The 20,491-nt window shown below is 61.0% G+C and carries 16 protein-coding genes and 1 pseudogene; 6 read left to right on the forward strand and 11 right to left on the reverse strand.

Features of this window, described 5'->3' with window-relative positions; translation table 11 throughout:
• Positions 1 to 104 precede the first annotated feature (104 nt).
• Positions 105 to 1,529: a sodium:proton antiporter gene (locus CAK95_RS00210; RefSeq protein ID WP_183044331.1), complete on the reverse strand. Its 1,425-nt coding sequence runs from the start codon at positions 1,527 to 1,529 to the stop codon at positions 105 to 107.
• 285 nt (positions 1,530 to 1,814) lie between these two features.
• Here CAK95_RS00210 and CAK95_RS00215 point away from each other — a divergent pair, with 285 nt between their 5' ends.
• Positions 1,815 to 2,702 carry an energy transducer TonB gene (locus tag CAK95_RS00215; RefSeq protein WP_086085991.1) on the forward strand — a complete coding sequence of 296 codons (888 nt, stop codon included), beginning with the start codon at positions 1,815 to 1,817 and terminating at the stop codon, positions 2,700 to 2,702.
• Positions 2,703 to 2,778: 76 nt separating this feature from the next.
• Here the strand turns inward: CAK95_RS00215 and CAK95_RS00220 are convergent, their stop codons facing one another.
• The gene (locus tag CAK95_RS00220; protein WP_086085992.1) at positions 2,779 to 4,305 is read right to left on the reverse strand and encodes an indolepyruvate oxidoreductase subunit beta family protein; all 1,527 of its coding nucleotides are present in this window, start codon (positions 4,303 to 4,305) and stop codon (positions 2,779 to 2,781) included.
• Positions 4,302 to 6,443, reverse strand: a complete 2,142-nt coding sequence (locus tag CAK95_RS00225) for a thiamine pyrophosphate-dependent enzyme (RefSeq protein WP_086085993.1) — start codon at positions 6,441 to 6,443, stop codon at positions 4,302 to 4,304. Before CAK95_RS00225 ends, CAK95_RS00220 begins: the two co-directional genes overlap by 4 nt.
• A gap of 123 nt (positions 6,444 to 6,566) precedes the next feature.
• On the opposite strand from CAK95_RS00225, the gene dctP (CAK95_RS00230) reads away from it, so the two are divergent.
• The 5 genes from dctP (CAK95_RS00230) to CAK95_RS00250 all read left to right on the forward strand — a co-directional run bounded on the left by dctP (CAK95_RS00230) (position 6,567) and on the right by CAK95_RS00250 (position 11,030).
• Complete coding sequence (gene dctP, locus CAK95_RS00230; RefSeq protein WP_086085994.1) at positions 6,567 to 7,532, forward strand: TRAP transporter substrate-binding protein DctP; 966 nt, start codon at positions 6,567 to 6,569, stop codon at positions 7,530 to 7,532.
• Positions 7,533 to 7,667: 135 nt separating this feature from the next.
• On the forward strand, positions 7,668 to 8,639 hold the full coding sequence (gene dctP / locus CAK95_RS00235; RefSeq protein ID WP_086085995.1) for a TRAP transporter substrate-binding protein DctP: 972 nt from the start codon (positions 7,668 to 7,670) through the stop codon (positions 8,637 to 8,639).
• Between the two features lie 72 nt (positions 8,640 to 8,711).
• Entirely contained in the window at positions 8,712 to 9,224 is a 513-nt protein-coding gene (locus CAK95_RS00240; protein WP_198343781.1) for a TRAP transporter small permease, read from the forward strand.
• Between the two features lie 3 nt (positions 9,225 to 9,227).
• On the forward strand, positions 9,228 to 10,544 hold the full coding sequence (locus CAK95_RS00245; RefSeq protein ID WP_086085996.1) for a TRAP transporter large permease: 1,317 nt from the start codon (positions 9,228 to 9,230) through the stop codon (positions 10,542 to 10,544).
• Between the two features lie 24 nt (positions 10,545 to 10,568).
• A complete protein-coding gene (locus CAK95_RS00250) occupies positions 10,569 to 11,030 on the forward strand; it encodes a MarR family winged helix-turn-helix transcriptional regulator (protein WP_157699475.1) in 462 nt (153 codons plus the stop codon).
• Positions 11,031 to 11,034: 4 nt separating this feature from the next.
• On the opposite strand, the gene CAK95_RS00255 is transcribed toward CAK95_RS00250, so the two are convergent.
• The 8 genes and pseudogenes from CAK95_RS00255 to CAK95_RS00290 form a co-directional block, all read right to left on the reverse strand.
• A complete protein-coding gene (locus tag CAK95_RS00255; RefSeq protein WP_086085998.1) occupies positions 11,035 to 12,960 on the reverse strand; it encodes a DUF2207 domain-containing protein in 1,926 nt (641 codons plus the stop codon).
• Complete coding sequence (locus tag CAK95_RS00260) at positions 12,957 to 13,520, reverse strand: LemA family protein (protein WP_086085999.1); 564 nt, start codon at positions 13,518 to 13,520, stop codon at positions 12,957 to 12,959. Before CAK95_RS00260 ends, CAK95_RS00255 begins: the two co-directional genes overlap by 4 nt.
• 131 nt (positions 13,521 to 13,651) lie before the next feature.
• Positions 13,652 to 15,109, reverse strand: a complete 1,458-nt coding sequence (locus CAK95_RS00265) for an aldehyde dehydrogenase family protein (RefSeq protein ID WP_198343782.1) — start codon at positions 15,107 to 15,109, stop codon at positions 13,652 to 13,654.
• A 661-nt stretch (positions 15,110 to 15,770) separates the two neighbouring features.
• Positions 15,771 to 16,475 (reverse strand): annotated as a pseudogene (locus tag CAK95_RS29745) (ABC transporter ATP-binding protein); the annotation flags it as partial.
• Entirely contained in the window at positions 16,468 to 17,202 is a 735-nt protein-coding gene (locus CAK95_RS00275; protein ID WP_086086001.1) for an ABC transporter ATP-binding protein, read from the reverse strand. The gene CAK95_RS00275 and the pseudogene CAK95_RS29745, both read right to left, overlap by 8 nt.
• On the reverse strand, positions 17,199 to 18,176 hold the full coding sequence (locus CAK95_RS00280; protein ID WP_086086002.1) for a branched-chain amino acid ABC transporter permease: 978 nt from the start codon (positions 18,174 to 18,176) through the stop codon (positions 17,199 to 17,201). The genes CAK95_RS00275 and CAK95_RS00280 overlap by 4 nt, the downstream gene beginning before the upstream one ends.
• Positions 18,173 to 19,039 carry a branched-chain amino acid ABC transporter permease gene (locus tag CAK95_RS00285; RefSeq protein WP_086086003.1) on the reverse strand — a complete coding sequence of 289 codons (867 nt, stop codon included), beginning with the start codon at positions 19,037 to 19,039 and terminating at the stop codon, positions 18,173 to 18,175. Before CAK95_RS00285 ends, CAK95_RS00280 begins: the two co-directional genes overlap by 4 nt.
• A gap of 69 nt (positions 19,040 to 19,108) precedes the next feature.
• Complete coding sequence (locus CAK95_RS00290) at positions 19,109 to 20,311, reverse strand: amino acid ABC transporter substrate-binding protein (RefSeq protein ID WP_245303572.1); 1,203 nt, start codon at positions 20,309 to 20,311, stop codon at positions 19,109 to 19,111.
• Between the last annotated feature and the right edge of the window lie 180 nt (positions 20,312 to 20,491).

Below are 20,491 nucleotides of genomic sequence, written 5' to 3' on the forward strand. Positions count from 1 at the left end.
GTGGGGCCTAGAGATGGGGCGCGTTTGAACCCTTTCCAATGTTCCGAGAGCATTATTGTTCCGCCTTTTTCGCAAAGGTGGAAAAGTGGCCTCCGAAGGGCCGGTCAGCGGAAAAATATCAACGTCACCAACAGGAAAGACGGGACCAGGATCGCCCCTGACCAGATCATATAGCCGAAGAAGGACGGCATTTTCACACCGGCACCGCGGGCAATCGCGTAGACCATGAAGTTCGGTGCATTGCCGATATAGGTATTCGCGCCCATGAAGACCGCGCCGATCGAGATCGCCGCCAGTGTCGGGGCCAAACCCGTCATGAGCATTTTCGGATCGCCGCCGGCCAGTTCGAAGAACACGAGATACGTCGGCGCGTTATCGAGAAATGACGACAGCATCCCGGTCAGCCAGAAATAGGCGACATTATCCGGCAATCCATCGGGCTGCGTGACCAATGCGACCAGCGATGCGAACGCCCCTTGCGAGCCGGCGTTCAGCATCGCAATCACCGGTACGATGCAGATGAAGATGCACGCAAACAGCAGTGCAACTTCCAGAATGGGTCCCCACGAAAATCCATTGGCGATCCGGAACGACGTCTTGGTCAGAACCAGCGATGCCATGGCCGCAACGACGAAGATCGCATCGCGCACGACATTCTGCAGTTGGACCTCGACACCCGCCAGCGAGAACGAAATACCCGGTTTCCAGTAAGCGCTCATCAGGATTGCGCCGATCACGACGCCGAGAAGGGCGAAATTGATCATGCCGTGCAGACTGAGCGGCGAATCCGGCGTCGGATCGAGCGGATGATGCAAGCGGTCCTCGCGCTTGTGCAGGACCATGTCCAGCACGAAGAAGGCAGTGAGCACGATCAGCGCGACGAACAACGTCTCAAGCCAAAGGCTCTTCGCCGTCCAGAAGAAATCGACGCCTTTCAGGAAGCCGACAAACAGCGGCGGATCACCCAGCGGCGTCAATGCACCGCCGATATTGGAGACCAGGAAGATAAAGAACACCACCGTATGCACACGGAAGACGCGATCGTCATTCGCACGCAGCAGCGGCCGGATCATGATCATCGAAGCGCCGGTGGTGCCGACGAAGCTGGCGAATAATGCACCGATCGCAAGAAGGAGGGTGTTCGCAGCCGGCGTACCGCGCAGATTGCCTTCGAGATAGATGCCGCCGGCAATCGTATAAAGCGCGAACAACAACAGGATGAACGGCACATATTCCAGCAGGATGGTGTGCAGCAGCGCATGGCTCGCGCTGGCGAATCCGGCCGACAATAAGAGGGGAATAATGATGCAGGCCGACCAGAACGCGGCGAACTTTCCGTAATGGTGCTCCCAGAGATGCGGATAGAATAGCGGGCCAGTGGCAATCGACAGCAGAATGCCGGCGAAGGGAATGGCCCAGATGAGGCTCATCCGCGCGCCGTCGAGAGCTTCGGCTGCCTGAGATGCGGTGGAGGCCATACAGAAGCATGTCGCGAGCAAAAAGACGCGCAGAAGATACTTGAATGTCATCGACGTCCGGCCCCTCCCCAGCCAGCCTGCCGACCAGCCTTCACTACCTGCAACATTGAAGCGGAGGGAGCAACGTCTCACCCCAAAGCCGCTCACGGCATCGGCCACGGGAGGATCGGCCTTGTCATGCCGATAAGAGAGCGTTTGGCGCAGCGGGTTTTGCAGCCGCCGAAACAGCCTTGTTATCCTGCTATTTGAACCGTTTCTAATGTTCACGTCGACGCGATACAACGCTTGCTTGACGGATGACAATACCCCTACGGTGGGCGCCACGAGCGTGGCGTGATGACAATTGGTCTCAATCCCTATCTGAACCAGCAGAAGGCGCAGCATTTCCGCCGTTTTGATGCGGCGCAGAGCGCAGCCGCGCAGCGTGCGGACGACAGCAATGTCGTCCTTCTGTTGCAACGCAGGCGCATGGTGGATCCTGCGGGGTTGCACGTCTTTCCGGGCGATGGCGCACGGCCGGCGCCAGAGACGTCGCGCCTTCGCAGAACGCTCTACTGGTCGGCGCTGACCGGCACTGTTCTGATGCTGCATTCGGCGGTGGTCCTGGCCTTCATGGGACACACCAAACCGCAAGCCAGCGTTGGCCTCGAAGCCATTTCGGTCGAGATCGTGCTGGGCGCACAGACCGCCGCAGGCCTCGCCTCTGCACCAAGCGAGAGTGAAGCCGCAGAGTCCGAGCCGGCATCCGAGCCGACGCCGCCCGAGCCGGAAGTGACAGAAAAGGCGCCTGAGATACCGCAGCCTACGATCGAAGCGGAGGCCGTGAAGCGCAGCAAGCGAGCGGAAAAGCCGCGCCCGCAGAAGACGCAGCCGAAGAAACCAGCGGCCATAACCGCACCCGCTTCAACCGCCTCCAGCGGCATCGGCCAAGGCCGCTCCAGTATCGACAGCAATTATCTCGGTCTCGTGGCGGCACATCTCGCACGGCATAAGCGCTTCCCGCCGGAAGCGAGCGCCACCGGCAGCACCGGCGTCGCCACCATCACCTTCTCGATCGATGGGCATGGCAACTTCATCTTCGCGCAACTTGCGCAATCGTCCGGCGTGGCAAGCCTCGATGCCGAGACGCAGGAGATGGTGCGGCGCGCCTCGCCCTTCCCGGCTCCGCCGTCTGGCCAGGAGACGAGCTTTACGGTGCCTGTGAATTTCAGCTTGAAGAATTAATTCTTCGTCGATTGCGACGCTTTCTTTCCCTCCCCCCGGCAAAGCGGTGGGGAGGGATAAGAGCGTGAGTTGCGAGTTATTGAATTGCCGCCACAGCCTTCTTCAAGGCGTCGCCGGATTCATCCACCATCCCCGCCTTGCGCAACCCGGCCAATTCCCGCGCAGCATCGCCACGCTCGCGCAGCTTCGGCAGCAGTGCCATCAGCGTGTCGTATTTTTCGCGGCCGCGCTCATGCGTATCGCCATAGCCTTTGACGAGGCCGATGCAATGCGCGATCTCGACCGCCAGCGGATAATCCTGCGGCGCGATCTCGAGCACCTTGGCGAGCCATTCTTCCTGCCGCTTGGTCTCGTCGATCCAGCGCAGCGAACGCGGACGGATCGGCTTCAGGCTGGCGACGATGTAGAGGAGCATGAAGCCGTGGATCGACGAGGTCTTCACCTTGCGGCCCTTCGTCGTCATGCTGTCGACCAATGCGCGCGCCCATTTGGTCCGCAACAGCCAGCGGCCAAGGCCGGCCGGCATGGTCTCGGCGATTTCCTGCGTCCGCGGGTGCATGAACTCGACGATCTCGAGCAACTGGCCTTTCTTGACCACCGCTTCTTCGCGCACGCGCTCGAAGCGTGAGGCGCGGATCTTCAATTCGGCAACGCGGATCGTGTCTTCATAGGCCATCGCCAACGCAAGTTGACGCGCGACTTCAGTCAGAAGCTCGTCCGACTTGCCAGGACGCGACTTCTCGATCGCCAGCACCGGCTCGAGCCGTTTCAAGTAAAGCTTGGCATAGTCTTCGTTCTGATAATCGGTCAGGCGCACGACACCGGCGCTGACGATCGGACGCGACACGATCGATAATTGGTCGTCGATCGGCGCGACCAGCGACTGCACCGACGCATCGCGCGCCTGCGGATCGAACGGCAACACGGCTTTCACCTGCGGCGTGTTGCCGGAGGCCGCGGCTTCGAAACCGGCATTGAAAGCGCGTACGCTCGGCTCGACGCCAACGCCGCCACGGCGAATCGTCGCCTCGAACGCCATGCGCTGGAACGGCAGCGCGCCAGAGCCTGCGAGCGCACCAAACAGCACCGCGCTGACCAAGCTTCCGGTCGCGTCCGCAATGCTCAACATGTCAAAAGCATGCAGACGTTTCGACGCTTCCTCGCTCGCCTTCAGGAACGCATTGCTGTCGGTGCGATCGTCCGCGAGCGCGATCCGCTCCTGCATCGTGTAGACGCGATGCGTCGAGGTGATGAGTGTCGTGCGATCCGGCGTGACGAGGCCGCGCGAAATGGCGCGACCGGCCTCCATGAATTCGGAGGCCAGCACGATATCGACATCGCCCGGCACTGGCATCAGCGCCAATACGGGCTTCTGCTCGCGGGCGGCGGCTTTTGGAAATAATTCGACATAATAGACCGTGGCGCCGGTGCGCTGCGCGACGCCGGGCACCGAGGTTTTCTGCGCCAGATAGCCGCCATGCTCGGCGAGATCGATGATCCAGTCGGCCAGCACGCCACCGCCCTCACCGCCCATGGCGAGAATGGCGATGCTGATCGGCCGGATGCGCGATGCGCCGCGCGTATCGACGAGAGGCGTGTTCATGCGCTCACCATCTTGCGCTCAAGCCGGCGCTGGAAGAAGCCGATCACCGCATCGCGGATACGCTGCTTGAAAAAGTCCCAGCGGGTCGGATTGTCGATGATCGAGGCGCGGAAGAAGGACGGACACAGGATCGCGGCATGCGCGACCTCACCGCAATTGCCGCAACCGACGCAGGAATTGATCACCTTGGTCACCGGGTCACGGCGCAGCGGATCAGGATTGGGCGCGATCGTCAGCGACGGACAGCCCGACAGCCGGATGCAGGAATGATCGCCCGTGCAGGTGTCCGGATCGACGCCGAACCGCTCGCGCACCACGCGCTCACCACGCTTCACCGCAGCACGCAGCAGCGGCTTCACCCGGCGCTGCTTGTTCAGCATGCATTCCGAGGAGGCGATGATGACCTTCGGCCCCTTCACATCGGTCGTCAGCGCCTCCCGCAAGGTGTCGCGCATCTTGGCGACGTCATAGGTGCGGGTGATGTGCTTGACCCATTCGACGCCGACACCGCGCACGGCTTTCTCGATCGGATGCTGCGTCGAGCGCGTCTCGACATTAGCCGCGGACGACAGGATATCCTGACCGCCGGTCGCTGCCGCATAGCCGTTATCGACGATCAGCATCACGCCGTCGGTCTTGTTGAACACCTGGTGGCCGACACTCGAAACGAGGCCGTTGTGCCAGAAGCCGCCATCGCCGACCACCGCGACCGGGCGCTTGCCGCCCTGCCCCGACAATGGCGAGGCGCCGGCGCCGCCAAGGCCGTACCCCATCGTCGTCTGGCCGATATTGAACGGCTGCAAAGACGCGAAGGTATGACAGCCGATATCGGCACTCACATGCAAGGGCCCGACCTCGCGCTGAACAAGTTTCATCGCCGAGAAGATCGGACGCTCCGGACAGCCGGTGCAGAAGGACGGCGGCCGGCCCTGCACATTGGTGCCGAGCGTTTCCAGCGCCGCCGGCAGGCTCTTGTTGGTCTGCGGCGGCTCATCCGGCGCAAGAAGATCAGGCCGATGGGCGATGCAGAATTTCTGCAAACCGGCCTTCAGCACAGAGCCGGTATATTCGCCGGCCATCGGCAGAACCGACTTGCCTTCAATCCTGGTCTGGATGTCCCTGCGGCGCAGCATGGTGTTGATGGCCTGCTCGATGAATTCCGGCTGGCCTTCCTCGACCACCATGATCGCTTTCTTGCCGGCGCAGAATTCCACGAATTCGTCGTCGACCAAGGGATAGGTGGCATTCAGGACATACAGCGGAATGCGACTGTTGCCGTAGACATCGGCAAGACCCATGATCTCCATGGCGCGCAGCACGCCGTTATACATGCCGCCCTGCATGACGATGCCGATGTCCTTGGCTTCGCCATCGAAAAATTCGTTGATCTTGTTGTCCTTGATGAACTTCACCGCCGCCGGCCAGCGCTGTTCGATTTTCTCGTGCTCGTGCTGATAGGTGAAGGGCGGCAGCGCGTAACGCGAGACGTCACGTACCGGATTCTGCAGCGCATCGAGACGGGAGAATTCCGACCGCTTGTTATCCTTGGCGATGAAGCTGCCATAGACATGGCAGGCGCGGATGCGAAGCTGCAGCATCACCGCCGTGTTGCTGACCTCCGAAAGCTGGAAGCCCTTCTCGACCATATCGACGATGGTCTGCACATTCGGCCGAGGATCGAGCAGCCACATCTGCGACTTCATCGCAAAAGCGTGGCTGCGCTCCTGCATGATCGAGGAGCCTTCGCCGTAATCCTCGCCGACGATGATCAGCGCGCCGCCCTTCACACCACCGGACGACAGATTGGCCAGCGCGTCGGATGCGACATTGGTGCCGACCGGCGCCTTGAAGGTGCAGGCGCCGCGCAGCGGGTAATTCACCGAGACGGCCAGCGACGCCGCAGCGGCCGCTTCATTGGCGCTCGATTCGAACCGGACGCCGAGCTCCTGCAGCATCTCGTTGGCGTCATTGAGCACGTCGATCAGATGCGAGATCGGCGCGCCCTGATAACCGGACACATACGACACGCCCGACTGCAACAGCGCCTTGGTCACCGCGAGGATGGCTTCGCCCTTGAACTCCTCGCCGGCCCCGAGCTTGAGCTGTTTGACTTCTTCCTTGAATGACCGCTCAGCCATCGCGCTCTCCAGATTGGCCGGAATGTTGCATTACCCCCGGAAGGGATTTAACCCATGATACCGCGGGGAAATTATATTCAAAAGAATATAATTCGAAACCGCACTGGCAAACAGGATCACGGCATGCGTGTGAATTCAATTTTGGCATTGTCCGCTGTTATTTTGTGCAGCGCATCATTGGCGTCGGCGCAGGAAGTCACCTTGCGGGCGGTGTCCTCCTTCAACGAGGGAAGTCAGATTTCCGTGCCTTTCGAGCGCTTCATCGAGAAGGTCAACAAGGACGGCAAGGGCGTCATCCAGATCAATTATATCGGCGGACCGCGCGCCATGCCGCCGTTCGAGGTCGGCAACGCCGTCCGCTCGAAAGTGGTGGATATCGCCAATGTCGCGGCGGCCTTTTACACCAACCTGATGCCGGAAGCCGACGCCATCAAGCTGATCAACAAGCCGGTGGCGGAGCAGCGCAAGAACGGAACCTGGGACTTGCTGAGCGACATTCACCGTCAGAAGCTCAACTCCCATTACCTCGCCCGTCTGTTCGTGTCGGTGCCCTATCACATCTATCTCAACAAGAAGATCGACAAGCTGGACTTCTCCGGGCTGAAAGTCCGCGTCACGCCGGTTTATCGCGATTTTGTCCAGAACCTCGGCGGCACGCCGATCACCACACCTCCGGGCGAGGTCTACACCGCACTCGAGCGCGGCGTGGTCGACGGCTATGGCTGGCCGATCCTTGGCATCTTCGATCTCGGCTGGGAAAAGGTGACCAAGTTCCGCATGGACCCCGGCTTCTACAGCGTCGATGTCGGCCTATTGGTCAATCAGGACACCTGGAAAGGCCTGAACGACGCGCAGCGCAAGGTGCTGACCGAGGCCGCAGCCTGGCTGGAAGCGCTGGACGCCACCGAAAATGCCGAGTTGGTCAAGGCCGAGCGCGAACGCCAGGCCAAGGCCGGCGTGCAAACGATCGATCTGGGGCCGGCCGTCTCTCAGGAATTCCTGAAAAAGGCGAATGCCCTCGCCTGGGACGCGGTGATCGCTCGCAGCCCGGAATTCGGCAAAAAGCTGCGGGCGCTGAACGGCGAGTAATGCCTCACGATGGCCGCAGGCCTTGAATTTGAAGGGGTCCTGCGGTCACTGCCGAATCTTGCAATTTGACTTCCCAGGACGAGCCGGGAATATATTCGAAAGAATATAATTCAAGAGCCATCCTGGGAGGTTTTGATGATGGATCGCAAACTCGTATCTCTTGTTTCCGCATTCGTACTCGCCGGCACGATGACGGCCGCCAGCGCGCAGGAAGTCACCCTGCGCGCTGTTACGTCATTTGCGGAAGGCACCCAATTTTCCAAGAATTTCGAACGCTTCATCGACAAGGTGAACAAGGATGGCAAGGGCGTCATCCAGATTAACTATATCGGCGGGCCGCGCGCGATCCCGCCCTTCGAGGTCGGCAATGCCGTGCGCTCGAAAGTGGTCGATATCGCCAACGTGACCGGCGCCTTCTACACCAACCTGATGCCCGAAGCTGACGCATTCAAGCTGATCAACAAGCCGACGGCCGAGCAGCGCAAGAACGGGACCTGGGCTTATATCAATGAACTGCACAACCAGAAGCTCAATTCCTATTATCTGGCACGCCAGTTCGTATCGGTGCCGTTCCACATCTATCTGAACAAGAAGATCGACAAGCCCGACTTTTCCGGCCTGAAGATCCGCGTGACGCCGGTCTATCGCGACATCGTGCAGGCGCTCGGCGGCACACCGGTAACGACCGCGCCGGGTGAGGTTTACACCGCGCTGGAGCGTGGCGTGGCCGACGGTTATGGCTGGCCGATTCTTGGTGTGTTCGATCTCGGCTGGGACAAGGTGACCAAGTTCCGCATGGAGCCACCCTTTTACAGCGTCGAGGTCAATGTGCTGGTCAATCAGGATGCCTGGAAGGGGCTGAACGACGCACAGCGCAAGGTGCTGAGCGACGCAGCCTTGTGGCTTGAGGGCCTCGATGCAAGCGAAAGCGAAGGACTGGTGAAGGCCGAGCGCGAGCGGCAGGCCAAGGCCGGCATCCAGCAGATCGAGTTCACCAAGGAGGCGTCCGATGCCTTCCTGAAAAAGGCCTATGACGTGGCCTGGGACTCGGTGATCGCCAAGTCGCCGGAGAGCGGCAAAAAGCTTCGCGCATTGGCGGGGAATTGATCTGACGATAGGCATCTGACGATAGGGGCGCCGGATCGTATCCGGCGTCCCGCAACAAGAACGAAGCGGGACGTGCAACGATTATCCGATATCTACGGGCGCCTTCTGGATGCGCTGGCCGGTGCCGCCGCGCTGCTGTTGCTGGCGATGGTGATCATCGTCACCGGCGACATCATCCTGCGCAATGTGATTGTCAAAGGCTTCGTCTGGGCCAATGAAGTCTCCGAATATGCGCTGTATCTGATCACGCTGCTCACCGCGCCGTGGCTGTTGCGGCGCGGCCAGCATGTCCGGCTCGATCTCATTCTCACCGCCGTGCCCAGGCGTGTGGCCTGGCTGATGGAAGCGGCCGCCGACATCATCGGCTTCATCGTCTGCCTGGTGATGATCCGTTATGCCTGGCTGATGACCTTCGAGGCTTTTCGCAACGGCTCGCTCACGATCAAGAATCTCATCTTCCCGGAGTGGTGGATGCTGGCGCCCTTGCCGATATCCTTCGTACTTCTGGCGATCGAATTCGTGTTTCGTTTCCACCGCCTGTTGCAAAGCCGAGATCGACGCGCGGAGGCGACTTCGGTCGCGTGACGCATGAACTGGATCGAAGCAACCATCATCCTGTTCGGCGGCCTGTGCTTCATCATGGCGCTTGGCCTGCCGGTCGCCATCGCCTTTCTGGCGATCAATCTCGTCGGCGCCTGGATTTTCCTGGGCGGTGAATCCGGACTGATCCAGTTTAACCGCAACGCGGTGCAGTCGGTCACGTCCTTCGCGCTGACGCCGATTCCCTTCTTCGTGCTGATGGGCGAGGTGCTGTTTCAGAGCGGCGTGGCGATGAAGGCGATCGACGCTTTCGCGCTGCTGATCCGCCGCGTGCCCGGCCGATTGTCGGTGATCGCAATCGTTGCCGGCACGGTGTTCTCCGCGATTTCCGGCTCGACGATTGCCACCACGGCCCTGCTTGGCAGCCTGATGCTGCCGACCATGCTGGCGCGCGGCTATCATCCGAAGATGGCGATGGGTCCGATCATGGGGATCGGCGGCGTCGACATGCTGATCCCGCCCTCGGCACTGACGGTGCTGCTCGGCAGCCTCGCCGGCATTTCGATCTCAGGGCTCCTGATCGGCGGCATTGTGCCGGGCCTGATGCTGAGCGGATTATTCATCGGCTATATCATCCTGCGAGCCTTGATGAATCCCGAACTGGCTCCGGCGGAAACGCTCGAGGCCACGCCGAGCGCCTGGGAGCGCTGGGGGCCGTTCCTTATTTACGTGCTGCCGCTTCTTTCGATCTTCGGCCTCGTCGTCGGCGCCATGTCGGCCGGCTGGGCGACACCGACGGAAGCCGCAGCCCTCGGCGCGACCGGCACGATCATCGCTGCTATCGCCTATCGCGGCCTGACGATCGACAATCTGATGAAGTCGCTGCTCGGCACGGTGGCGATTTCCGGCACCATCCTGTTCATCATCGTTGGCGCCACCACCTTCTCGCAGGTGCTGAGCTTCTCCGGCGTGGTCAACGGCATTATCGGCCTCATCACCGGGCAAGGGCTGTCGACGATGACGGTGCTTATCGGGATGATTTTGATCCTGCTGTTCCTCGGCTGTTTCGTCGATCAGGTGTCGATGATGCTGATCACCCTGCCCTTCTTCATGCCGCTGGTGATCAAGCTGGGGATCGATCCAATCTGGTTCGGCATCATCTTCCTGATCTGCATGCAGCTCGGCCTGCTGACGCCGCCTTTCGGGCTGCTGCTTTACACGATGAAAGGTGTCGCGCCGAAAACGATCACCATGAACCAAGTCTATATGGCGGCGACGCCTTACGTTCTGTTTGGTCTTTTCGTACTCGCCGCCATCATCATGTTCCCACAGCTGGCCACCTGGCTTCCAAGCTTGCTGAACTAGTCCATGAAGCAACCACACAAAAAAATGAGCAGCAAGGCTAAGCCGCACCTCGACGACCTTCTGCCGTATCTGATGAACCGCCTGATCGCGCGGATGAATCAGAACCTCGCGGAAGCGCTGCGCGAGCGCGGCTTCACGTTCCAGGACTGGCGCGTGCTAGCGGTGCTGGCCGCGCATGAAGGGGCAAACCTCACCGAGCTTGCGGAAGCCACCGTCATCCCGCAACCGAGCGTCAGCCGTCTCGTCGCCAATCTTACGCGCCGCGGCTATATCGAACGGCAAAATGGCGCGACGGATTCGCGCGTCGTGCATCTGCACATCACGGCGAAAGGACGCGGCATCTACAACAAGATGCTACCGCTTGCTGTTAAAGAATATCGCGCGGCGACGAAGGGTTTCAGCGCCAAGGAATACGACCAGTTGCGCGAGTCACTGCTGCGCATGATGAAGAACCGCAAGGTCAGCCTGCTGCCTTCTCGCAAGTAACCGCTCACCAGCCCGAGCCACCGCCGCCACCACCGCCACCGCCGGACGAGCCGCCGCCGCTCGATCCTGACGAGCCGCCGCCGCTGGAGCCGGGCGCAGTCGAGGCTGAGGCCACCGTGCTCGACAATGAGCTGCCGATACGATCAGCAAAAGCGCCCGGGTTTGACGCGATGTCGCGATTGCCCGAATACCACGCCGCGGTCGTCGCGCCCGCAGCGGCGGCTGTGGCCAGCACGCCGGCAAAGCGCTCCGCCCAGCGGTTCTCGACATCGAGCGCGACCGCGTAAGGCAGATAGCGCTCGAACAGCTCCGGCGTCTTTTCCGGCGGGTGCAAATAATTGAGCCGGTCTTCCTCGGCGACACCGAGATATTGCTTGAAGCCTTCGATCTCATCCATGACCTTGCGGCCCGCCACGGTCCGCGCTTTCAGCAAAACGAATGCGATAGCAATGACCGGAGCCACCAGAGCCGGCAACAACATCGCAAGGCTGTAAGCGCTGAAGAGGGAGTGCGTGGCCTCATATGCCGCACCGAGAATAACCGCGATGCCGGCAACCGCGAATGCTCCCGTGAACAGGAAGCCGAACAGAAACGTCAGAAACCCCGTTCGCCCGAAGATGAGACCGAGCACGAAGAAGGTCATGATGATCAAGGCGGGACCTGCGAACGCAGTGCCGAACAGCATCGCTCCGCCAAGTTCGCTGCCGTAAGTCAGAAAGATCGAGATCGCGACCGCAGCGGCCAGCAGCAGCCAGAGCATGATGCCAATGCCAGTCCAGCGGTAATTGTTGCTGAACAGCTTGCCAATATAGAGAGTGGACAATTCCCTCCGCAGCTTCTCCTTTGCGCCGCCGATCTTCTTGTGATTGGTGTTGTTCAGCGACAATGTCGCGCCTGACTTGAAGAGTTCATCCGACATCGCGGCAACGGGACGCGACACGCCGGTGCCTGCACCAACGTACTTGAGCTGCATGTCCTTGCCGACATCGACAAGCTTGGCGCCACCACGCACGGCGAGATCGAGAATGCCGGCGCTAAAGGTGCGATCGTCGAATTCCATATTCGCGACATAGCGGACTGCCGGTGCCGACATGTCCTTCGGCGGCGCGAATAGCGGAATGATCGTGCCGCCACGCGGATCGCGTCCGACTTTCAGCCAAGCATAAAGATAATAGCCGAGCAACAGCAGGAGGCCGGCGCCACCGATGAACACCGGCAAATTATCGCGCAGCCAATAGCGCGCAAGCTGCGTCTGGCTCGGCGGTGCCACGACGCCCTTTGGCCAGGCGGCAGCAACCGTAAGGCCGCTGCGTGGCGGCAACGGTCGCGTGGTGCGAAAGACGATAACGCCGGGCCGCTGCTCGATGATGGCCGCATCCTTGCCGGTCGCGCCCTGCGGGCCTGTATAGAATGCGCTCTGCGTGAAGTTGACCGGTTCCGGCAGGGTAATCCGCGCTTCGGCGACATCGATCGGAAAGGTCCAGCCCGTCCCCGTGGCGTTCCAGTAAAGCTCGTCGAAATTCTGGAAGAAGCCGATCTGCCGTGTGGTGCGATAACGGATCACGTAAGTGACCTGGCCCGGCGTCACGGTGCGGTCTGCACGGCCGATGCGAATGCGCACACCATTGCTCAGCCGCTCCAGCTTGTAATCTTCCTCAGCGCCGCCACGAGTCACCGACTCCACATTGAAACCGACCTCGACGCGGCGGCCATCGCGCACGGTGTAAACCGTCGGGAAATCACGCAAGATTCCGCGGCGAATCTCCCGCCCTTCCGCCCGCAATCGGATGGTTTCCGTGACGATTAGTTCGCCATTCCTCTCGACTTTCACATCGCTGACGAAATGCAGTATCCGCTCGTCCGCCTGCGCGGAATGCAACGAAATAGCCAGCAGCAAGGCCGCAAGCGTTGCGCGAATGAGCATCATCATGACGCAGCCCGATCAAAAGTGACTTGGGGCGTTGCGCCCTCGCCGGCCTCGATCTGGAAGAAGTCGGCCTCCTTGAAGCCGAGCGGCCGCGCGATCAGCACATTGGGAAAGGACTGGATCATGATGTTCAGATTTCGCACGCTGCCGTTGTAGTAGCGCCGAGCCATCTGCAGATTGTCCTCGATTTCGGCGAGTTGCTCCTGCAGCTTCAGGAAAGTCCGATCGGCCTTGAGATCGGGATAGGCTTCTTTCAGAGCGATCAGGCGCGAAAGCGCGCCTTGCAGTTCGCGCTCTGCATTCTCCTGGGTCTTGATGTTTGCAGCGGCAATGCTGTCGGACCGGATCTTGGTAATATCCTCGAACAGCTTGCGCTCATGCGCGGCATAGGCCTTCACCGTCTCGACCAGATTGGGCACAAGATCGGTGCGCCGGCGCAACTGGACGTCGATACCGCTCCAGCCTTCGCGCACAAGATTGCGCTCACGGACCAGACGATTGAAAATCCAGACGAGATAGATCGCGAGGGCGAGGACCAGCCCGCCAATGACGTAAAACCCCATTCCCAACGCCCCACATGCCGGCTGCCGGTGCGGTCAACCGTCCCGTTTGTAGCATCGGCAGCGGAAAAGTTCAGGTGCGGGCGCGGCGGCCGGCGTCAACCACTCTCAATATGATGTTATTTGCGGCCGCCTCAGAACATCGGCGGGAACGGCCGGCCGCCGCGATCGAGCGTGATCCAGCGTGTCTCGGTGAAGGTCTCCAGCGACCAGCGTCCGCCATGCTTGCCAACGCCTGAGGCCTTGAAGCCCCCGAACGGCACATGCGGCTCGTCATTCACCGACGAGCAATTGATGTGGCAATTGCCTGTGTCGAGCCGGTTGACGATGGCAAGCCCCCGCGCCTCATCGCGCGTCATGACGCCGGCCGAAAGGCCATATTCCGTGTCGTTGGCGATCTGCACGGCTTCATCATCCGTCCGGAACGGAATGACGGGCACCACCGGACCGAAGGTCTCGTCCTGATAGAGCTTCATGTCCGGCGTGACGCCGGTGAGAATCGTCGGTTCGACGAAGCGGCCTTCGATCTTACCGCCCACCACAACCTTGGCGCCCTTGGCGATCGCATCCTCAAGTTGCTCGCGTACCTTGCCGATCTGCTTGTCATTGATGAGCGGACCGATGATGTGTTCCTTGCTCTTGGTCGGATCACCAACCTTGAGTTTCTTGGCGCGCTCGGCGAACTTCTTCAGGAATTCATCGAAGATCTTCTCATGCACGAGCACCTTTTCGACCGACATGCAGATCTGGCCCTGATGCATGAAAGAGCCGAAATTGGCCGCATGCGCAGCGCGCTCCATGTCGGCATCGTCGCAGACGATCAGCGAATCCTTGCCGCCGAGTTCGACACAGCATTTCTTCAAGTGTGCGCCGGCCTTGGCGGCGATCTGCCGGCCGACCGCCGTCGAGCCGGTGAAGGAAATGCCTTTCACATAAGGATGCTCGATCAGTTCATCGCCGACCTCCTGCACGTGATCGCGCGAACAGGTGACGACATTGAAGACGCCTTTGGGAACACCGGCTTCCTCGAAGATCTCGGCGAAGACCAGTCCGCCGCAATAGGGCGTCTCTTCCGATGGCTTGAGCACAATGGTGTTGCCAGCGGCCAGCGGAAACGCGAAACCGCGCGACGACAGGATGCAGGGAAAATTCCACGGGCTGATGACCGAGACGACACCCATCGGTCGGCGCACAGCGGTGGAGATCTTCCCATATTCCGACGGCAGCACCTCACCGATCGGCTGCCAGGTCGAAGCCGCAGCCGCATGAAAGACTTCGGTTGTGTAGCCGGTCTCAAACATGCCCTTGCCGAACCAGCCGCCACCTTCAGCCTGCAGCGCCTCGACGATCTCCATCTTCCGCTTCTCGAAGATCTCGGCAGCCTTGGTCAGATAATGCGCGCGCTTTGTGAACGGCAACGACGACCATTCCGGGAAAGCGGCATGCGCCGCTTCGATCGCGGCGGCAGCTTCGGCTCTACTGCAATCGGGCACCTCGGCCCAGATCGAGCCGTCGGCGGGATTGAGGTCCTTGAACATCCGGCGCGCGGAGACGCGGCCTCCGGCATATTGCCCATCGAATACACGTGCCATGTCAGTCTCCTTATTCATCGTCGTCTCGTGTGCAGAGACGGAGTTATTCGCTGTCCGTCGTCTTGATATCAGCCGGCGGCTGCTCACTGAGCTTCACCACCGTCAAAGTTCCGCGGCGCGACGCGATATGTTCGGACATGATCGTTGCTGCGCGCGACACAAGCGCTGGAATATCGATCGCCGTCACCGCGCGATCCTGACCGGATTCAGCATCGCTGCCGGCACTGTTGTGGCCCAGCACGCCATGCAGGTTATCCTGCATCAGATCGGCACCGTTACGCACAAAAGCGCTTGGAACGGGACTGATGCGGCGCTGGCGCTTCACATGCTCCGCCATGCGCTGGCCGGCCGCGCGCGCCAGTTCCGATCCGCGGTCACTGATGCGCCTTGCATCCACGGACACGGCCGCTGGCGCTGCAGGCGGCGACTGCAAACCCTTACCAAGCACATCCCAGAGATCGCCCTGGCGTACAGGATCATAACGCCCGACAAAGGCACTTGGCACCGTTTTCTGCTGCCGCGATGCTGCGACGAAGGTGGACTGGATCGCACCGGCCCGCGCGGCAAGGCCTGCGATCAGCGGGCCCATCGCAGCAACATCGAGCGGCAGGACGAACGGCGCCGGCAGGCGAATGGATGAGACAGCCGGACGCACCACACCGCCGCCGAGATAAGCATTGATGACGGCGGGATCGCTCATCAGACTCTCGGCACTGCCCTCGCCGGTGATACATCCGACTTCGATCAGGTAGCCGCGATCGGCAATCTTCAGGCTCTGCCGGGCATTCTGTTCGACCAGCAGAATGCCAACGCCGGTGGCCGCGATCGATTTGAGCGAACGAAATAATTCCTTTGTCAGTACTGGCGACAGGCCGAGCGAGGGCTCGTCCAGCATCAGAATATCCGGCTGGGACATCAAAGCCCGACCAATGGCAACCATCTGCTGTTCGCCGCCCGACATCGTGCGCGCGATTTGCGATTTGCGTTCGGCGAGGCGTGGAAACAGCGTGTAAATGCGTGTGAGCGTCTCGCTTTCGCCGCTGCGGGCGCGGCCGGGAAAGGCGCCGAGTTGCAGGTTTTCGGCGACCGTCAGTTCACCGAAAATGCCGCGCCCCTCCGGCACCAGCGCGATGCCCTTTTCGACGATGCGATGCGCCTTCATGCCGGTGATGCGGTCGCCATTCATGCGGATTTCGGAGCCGGGCTCGACCTTCACCATACCGGCGATGGCCTTGAGAAGGCTCGATTTTCCGGCGCCATTGGCGCCGAGGATGACGCAGACTTCGCCCTTCGTAATGCTCGTAGAAACGCCCGAGAGCGCCTGGTGACGACCGTAACGAACGCTGAGATTTAGGACCTCAAGCATCCTCGTCGTCCCCGAGATAGGCCTGCACGACCTCCGGATCGGAAAGAACGTCGGAGACGCCGCCCTCCTTGATCTTGCGGCCCGAACTCATCACCACGCAGCGTCCGCACAGCGAACGGATGGCGTCCATGACATGCTCGACCATGATGATGGTCCGGCCTTGGCGGTTGAGCGTCTCGATCAGCGAAATGCCGATATTCAGTTCGCTTGGATTGAGCCCCGCCAACCACTCATCCAGCAGCAGGACACGCGGATCGGAGGCGAGCGCTCGGGCCAGTTCCACCCGCTTCTGGTCGATATAGGTCATCGCCGCGACCGGCACATGCTCGCGACCACGCAGGCCGACCAGCGCCAGCAACTCGCGCGCAAGCGCGTGGGCCTCGGCACCCCAGACGCGGCGACGGCCAAATACCGCGCCGGCGATCACATTATGCTCGGCGTCCATCGACGGCAGCACGCGCACGAGCTGGAACGTGCGAGCGACGCCAAGCCGCGCAATCTCATGCGCGGCAAGACCGGAGATTTTTGCGCCGCCGAGATCGATGTCACCCGCATCGGGCTTCAACGCGCCGGAGATGAGGTTCAGCATCGTCGTCTTACCGGAGCCGTTCGGGCCGATCAGCGCGAACAGCTCGCCGTCGCGGACATCGAAGCTCACGTCATTCACCGCCACAAGGCCGCCAAAGGCCTTGCGCGCACCGGAAACGCGAAGAGCGAGCGCGGTCATGCCGGCTCCTTCAACGCCGCGGGTTCCGGCTCGACTTCGGATCTTTTTCGCTGCAGCCGAGCGCGCAATTGCTCGAGCCGCCCGGTCACACCATCGGGCAGAAGATAAACAATCAGGAGGAACGCAAGACCGATGACGATGGAGGTGTCATTCGGGAACCGCACCGAAACGAAGTCCATCACGATCGTGAACGGGATGACGCCGACCAGCGGTCCCCATAGCCGGCGTGTACCGCCCAGCAGCGCCATGATGACGACGAGGAACGAGATCATTGGATTGAAGGCCGATGGCGGCTCGACATAGGCATAGCGTGGCGCCAGGATAGCACCGGCCATGCCGATGAAGGCGCCGGAAATCATGAACAGGATGATCTTGGATTGTGCGGTGTTGATGCCAACGTGGCGGGCGACGGTTTCGTCATTGCCGATGATCCGCATCGCAAATCCGAGCCGCGACCGGTTGATCAGCCAGCCGGTGACGAACACGACCACGGTCAGCGCTAGCAGCATCCAGTAGATATGCTGCTCGGTGAAATCGGTGAAGACATAAAGCCCCATCCGGTTGGTCAGCTTGATCTGCAGCCAGGACACAACCTGCCGGACGAGTTCTGCAAGACCGAGCGTGAAAATGACGAAATAGACGCCGGAAATGCGCAGCGTCGCAGCACCGACGAGACCGGCCAGAATCGCGGCGGCAACTGCGGCGGCGATCACCAGAAATGGATACGGCACATAGTCGAGACCGAGTGCGACGGCGTAAGTGCCAAGCCCGAAAAACGCTGCCGTCGCCAGCGAGATATAATGTGTCGGGCCGGAGAACAGCGTCCAGGCCGTGCAGAGCGCGGCATAGAGGACGATGTTCAGCGCCAGCGACAGGTAATAGCCCTGATCGAAAAACGGCAACGTCGCTGCGGCCGCAACAGCGACCGCACCGATCAGTGCGATCCGGATTTCCTCGGATGAGAGACGGGTCATGTCTGCTGCCTGCCGAAAATGCCTTGCGGCCGGAACAGCAGCACGAGCGTGAACAAAGCATAGGTTGCGGCCAGCGTCAGACCGGGATCGACCAGACGCGCTACGGCGGTCTCGGCAATACCGAGAATGAGTGCCGCCAGCACCGCGCCGCGCACGTCACCGACACCGCCCATGATGACGATGATGAGTGCCTTCATGGTGAAGACCACGCCCATCGATGCATTGAAGGTGTAATAGGTCGAGAGCAGCGTGCCGCCGCATGCGGTCAGCGCGCCGCCGAGCGCAAAAGCCAGCGCCGCCGCGCTGGCGACATCGATGCCGACCAGGTTGGCGGAGTTCGGATTGACAGCGACCGCACGCACGGCGGTGCCATATCGCGTCCTGTAGAGAAAGAGATAAAGCGCCCCTGCGATCAGACAGGCCGCGACGAAGGCGACGACGCGGTTCAGGCCGTAATAACCGCCAAAGATTTCAAAGCGCTCGGCGAGAAATGTGTAGGACGTGTAGGCGCCGCCGAAGCTGCGCAGCATCAATCCCTGAAACAGGAATAACAGCCCGAAGGTGGCGAGGATCGAATCCACCTCCAGCATGCCGGCAGTCTTGGCGCGATCGACCAGTGGGCGCAGCAGCCAGGTGTAGATCGCCCAATTGATAACGAACGCAGCAGGCGCGATCAGGAACAGGCCCCAGAGCGGGCTGACCTGATACGACGCAAACAGCCAGAAAGCGATGAAACAGGCCGCGACCAGCGTCTCACCGGTGGCGAGGTTCATGATGCGCGCGACGCCGTATTGCAGCGTCAGCCCCAGCGCAATGAGTGCATAGGTGCCGCCGAGCAGGATGCCGGTAATGAGCGTTTCCATTCCTCTTCCCACACGAACACATCCGGCGCAGCGTCGGCCGCGCCGGATGCAGATCGCCGGATCGCTCCCTTACTTCCAGGCTTCTTTCTTGACTGGCGCTTTCGCGCCGTCGACGCCCTTCGAGGCGGCGACGCCGTTGAACGATCCGTTCTGCCACTGACCGACCGACCACACCTTGTGGTTGATGTTGTCAGCCAATGAGATTTCACCAACCACCGTGTTAAAGGGCTTTTTCTTGATCTCGGCGATGACGGCCGCCTTGTCGGTCGTGCCGGCGCGCTCGATCGCCTGCTCCAGCACCTGCAGACCGGCATAGGTCACCGCACTCGCCCAGGAATCGGGGTCTGCGCCGGTCACCTCTTTGTGCTTCTTCCGGTATTCCTGCAGCGCCTTGGAGTCGGCGTTGATGCCGCCGACGCCCATGACGCCATTGGCATTGTCCTTGAAGCGCCCCGCATAACCCGGGAAGGCGGTGCCGACGCCGACATAGAAGGCACCGACATCGAACTTCTGGATCTGCGCCTGTTCGGTCAGCGCGAAGGTGTCCGGCGGATAGGAGAAGGCCACGAAGGCATCCGGGTTCGCGGCCTTGGCCGCGCTGATGATCGGCGCCACGTCCTGCGTGCCGAGCGGATAGGATGCTTCATAGACGATATCGAAGCCGGCCTTCTGTAGCGCCGGCTTGCCGGCATTGAAGAGCTCGAGTCCGAATGCGTCGGCGACGTTGACCAATGCCACGCGTTTGCCGATCGCACCGGAGTCACGCAGCTTCACCAACGCATCGGCAACACCTTCCGCCAGTTGCTTCGAGGTGCCGAGCAGCCAGAACGAATTCGGCCAGCGCTTGGCGAATTCGGGCACGTTGTCGGTCGCCGCGCTGGTGGTGATGTGCGGATAGCCATAACGCGCGATCAGCGGCGCCGTCGCGACATTCAGGCCGGTCGAGTATGGGGTGACGATGAAATCGACCTTGTCGACGGTTGCGAGACGCTGGATGTTCTTCACCGCCTCTTCGCCTGAGGTCTTGTCGTCGTATTCGACAAGCTCGAGTTTCATGTTTTTGCCGCCGACCTTGAGGCCGCCGCGGTTATTCACCTCCTGAATCCAGAGCTTGATGTTCGGCCAATGCGTCACCGCCGCGCCGCCCGCAAGCGGACCAGTCTTTGGCGCGCTGGCGCCGATTTTCAACGTATCCTGCGCTGCGGCAAAACCCGTCGCTGCGGCGAGCGTGGCAACACTCACAGCAAGCGTCATCATGTGTCGTCGAAACACTTTTAATCCTCCCTCTTTAACGCGCGTTGTCCGCACCTTTTCTTATCGTCGATCAGTTTTTCTGTTGGCGCAGTCCGCGCCACAGTAATTTCGCTTATCGTCAAATCAGAAGAGTGGCCACAACAGAATGCAATTACGCAGCCGTCTGCGGCCATCTGCCGCTTATCGTCGGCTGATGGA

This window comes from Pseudorhodoplanes sinuspersici, assembly GCF_002119765.1.
GTDB lineage: Bacteria > Pseudomonadota > Alphaproteobacteria > Rhizobiales > Xanthobacteraceae > Pseudorhodoplanes > Pseudorhodoplanes sinuspersici.

Coding starts and splice junctions, on each gene's coding strand:
- CAK95_RS00220 (WP_086085992.1), bottom strand. CDS start 4,305: ATGAACACGCCTCTCGTCGATACGCGCGGCGCATCGCGCATCCGGCCG.
- CAK95_RS00225 (WP_086085993.1), bottom strand. CDS start 6,443: ATGGCTGAGCGGTCATTCAAGGAAGAAGTCAAACAGCTCAAGCTCGGG.
- dctP (WP_086085994.1), top strand. CDS start 6,567: ATGCGTGTGAATTCAATTTTGGCATTGTCCGCTGTTATTTTGTGCAGC.
- CAK95_RS00275 (WP_086086001.1), bottom strand. CDS start 17,202: ATGACCGCGCTCGCTCTTCGCGTTTCCGGTGCGCGCAAGGCCTTTGGC.
- CAK95_RS00260 (WP_086085999.1), bottom strand. CDS start 13,520: ATGGGGTTTTACGTCATTGGCGGGCTGGTCCTCGCCCTCGCGATCTAT.
- CAK95_RS00255 (WP_086085998.1), bottom strand. CDS start 12,960: ATGATGATGCTCATTCGCGCAACGCTTGCGGCCTTGCTGCTGGCTATT.
- CAK95_RS00280 (WP_086086002.1), bottom strand. CDS start 18,176: ATGACCCGTCTCTCATCCGAGGAAATCCGGATCGCACTGATCGGTGCG.
- CAK95_RS00245 (WP_086085996.1), top strand. CDS start 9,228: ATGAACTGGATCGAAGCAACCATCATCCTGTTCGGCGGCCTGTGCTTC.
- CAK95_RS00215 (WP_086085991.1), top strand. CDS start 1,815: ATGACAATTGGTCTCAATCCCTATCTGAACCAGCAGAAGGCGCAGCAT.
- dctP (WP_086085995.1), top strand. CDS start 7,668: ATGATGGATCGCAAACTCGTATCTCTTGTTTCCGCATTCGTACTCGCC.
- CAK95_RS00210 (WP_183044331.1), bottom strand. CDS start 1,529: ATGACATTCAAGTATCTTCTGCGCGTCTTTTTGCTCGCGACATGCTTC.
- CAK95_RS00265 (WP_198343782.1), bottom strand. CDS start 15,109: ATGGCACGTGTATTCGATGGGCAATATGCCGGAGGCCGCGTCTCCGCG.
- CAK95_RS00250 (WP_157699475.1), top strand. CDS start 10,569: ATGAGCAGCAAGGCTAAGCCGCACCTCGACGACCTTCTGCCGTATCTG.
- CAK95_RS00285 (WP_086086003.1), bottom strand. CDS start 19,039: ATGGAAACGCTCATTACCGGCATCCTGCTCGGCGGCACCTATGCACTC.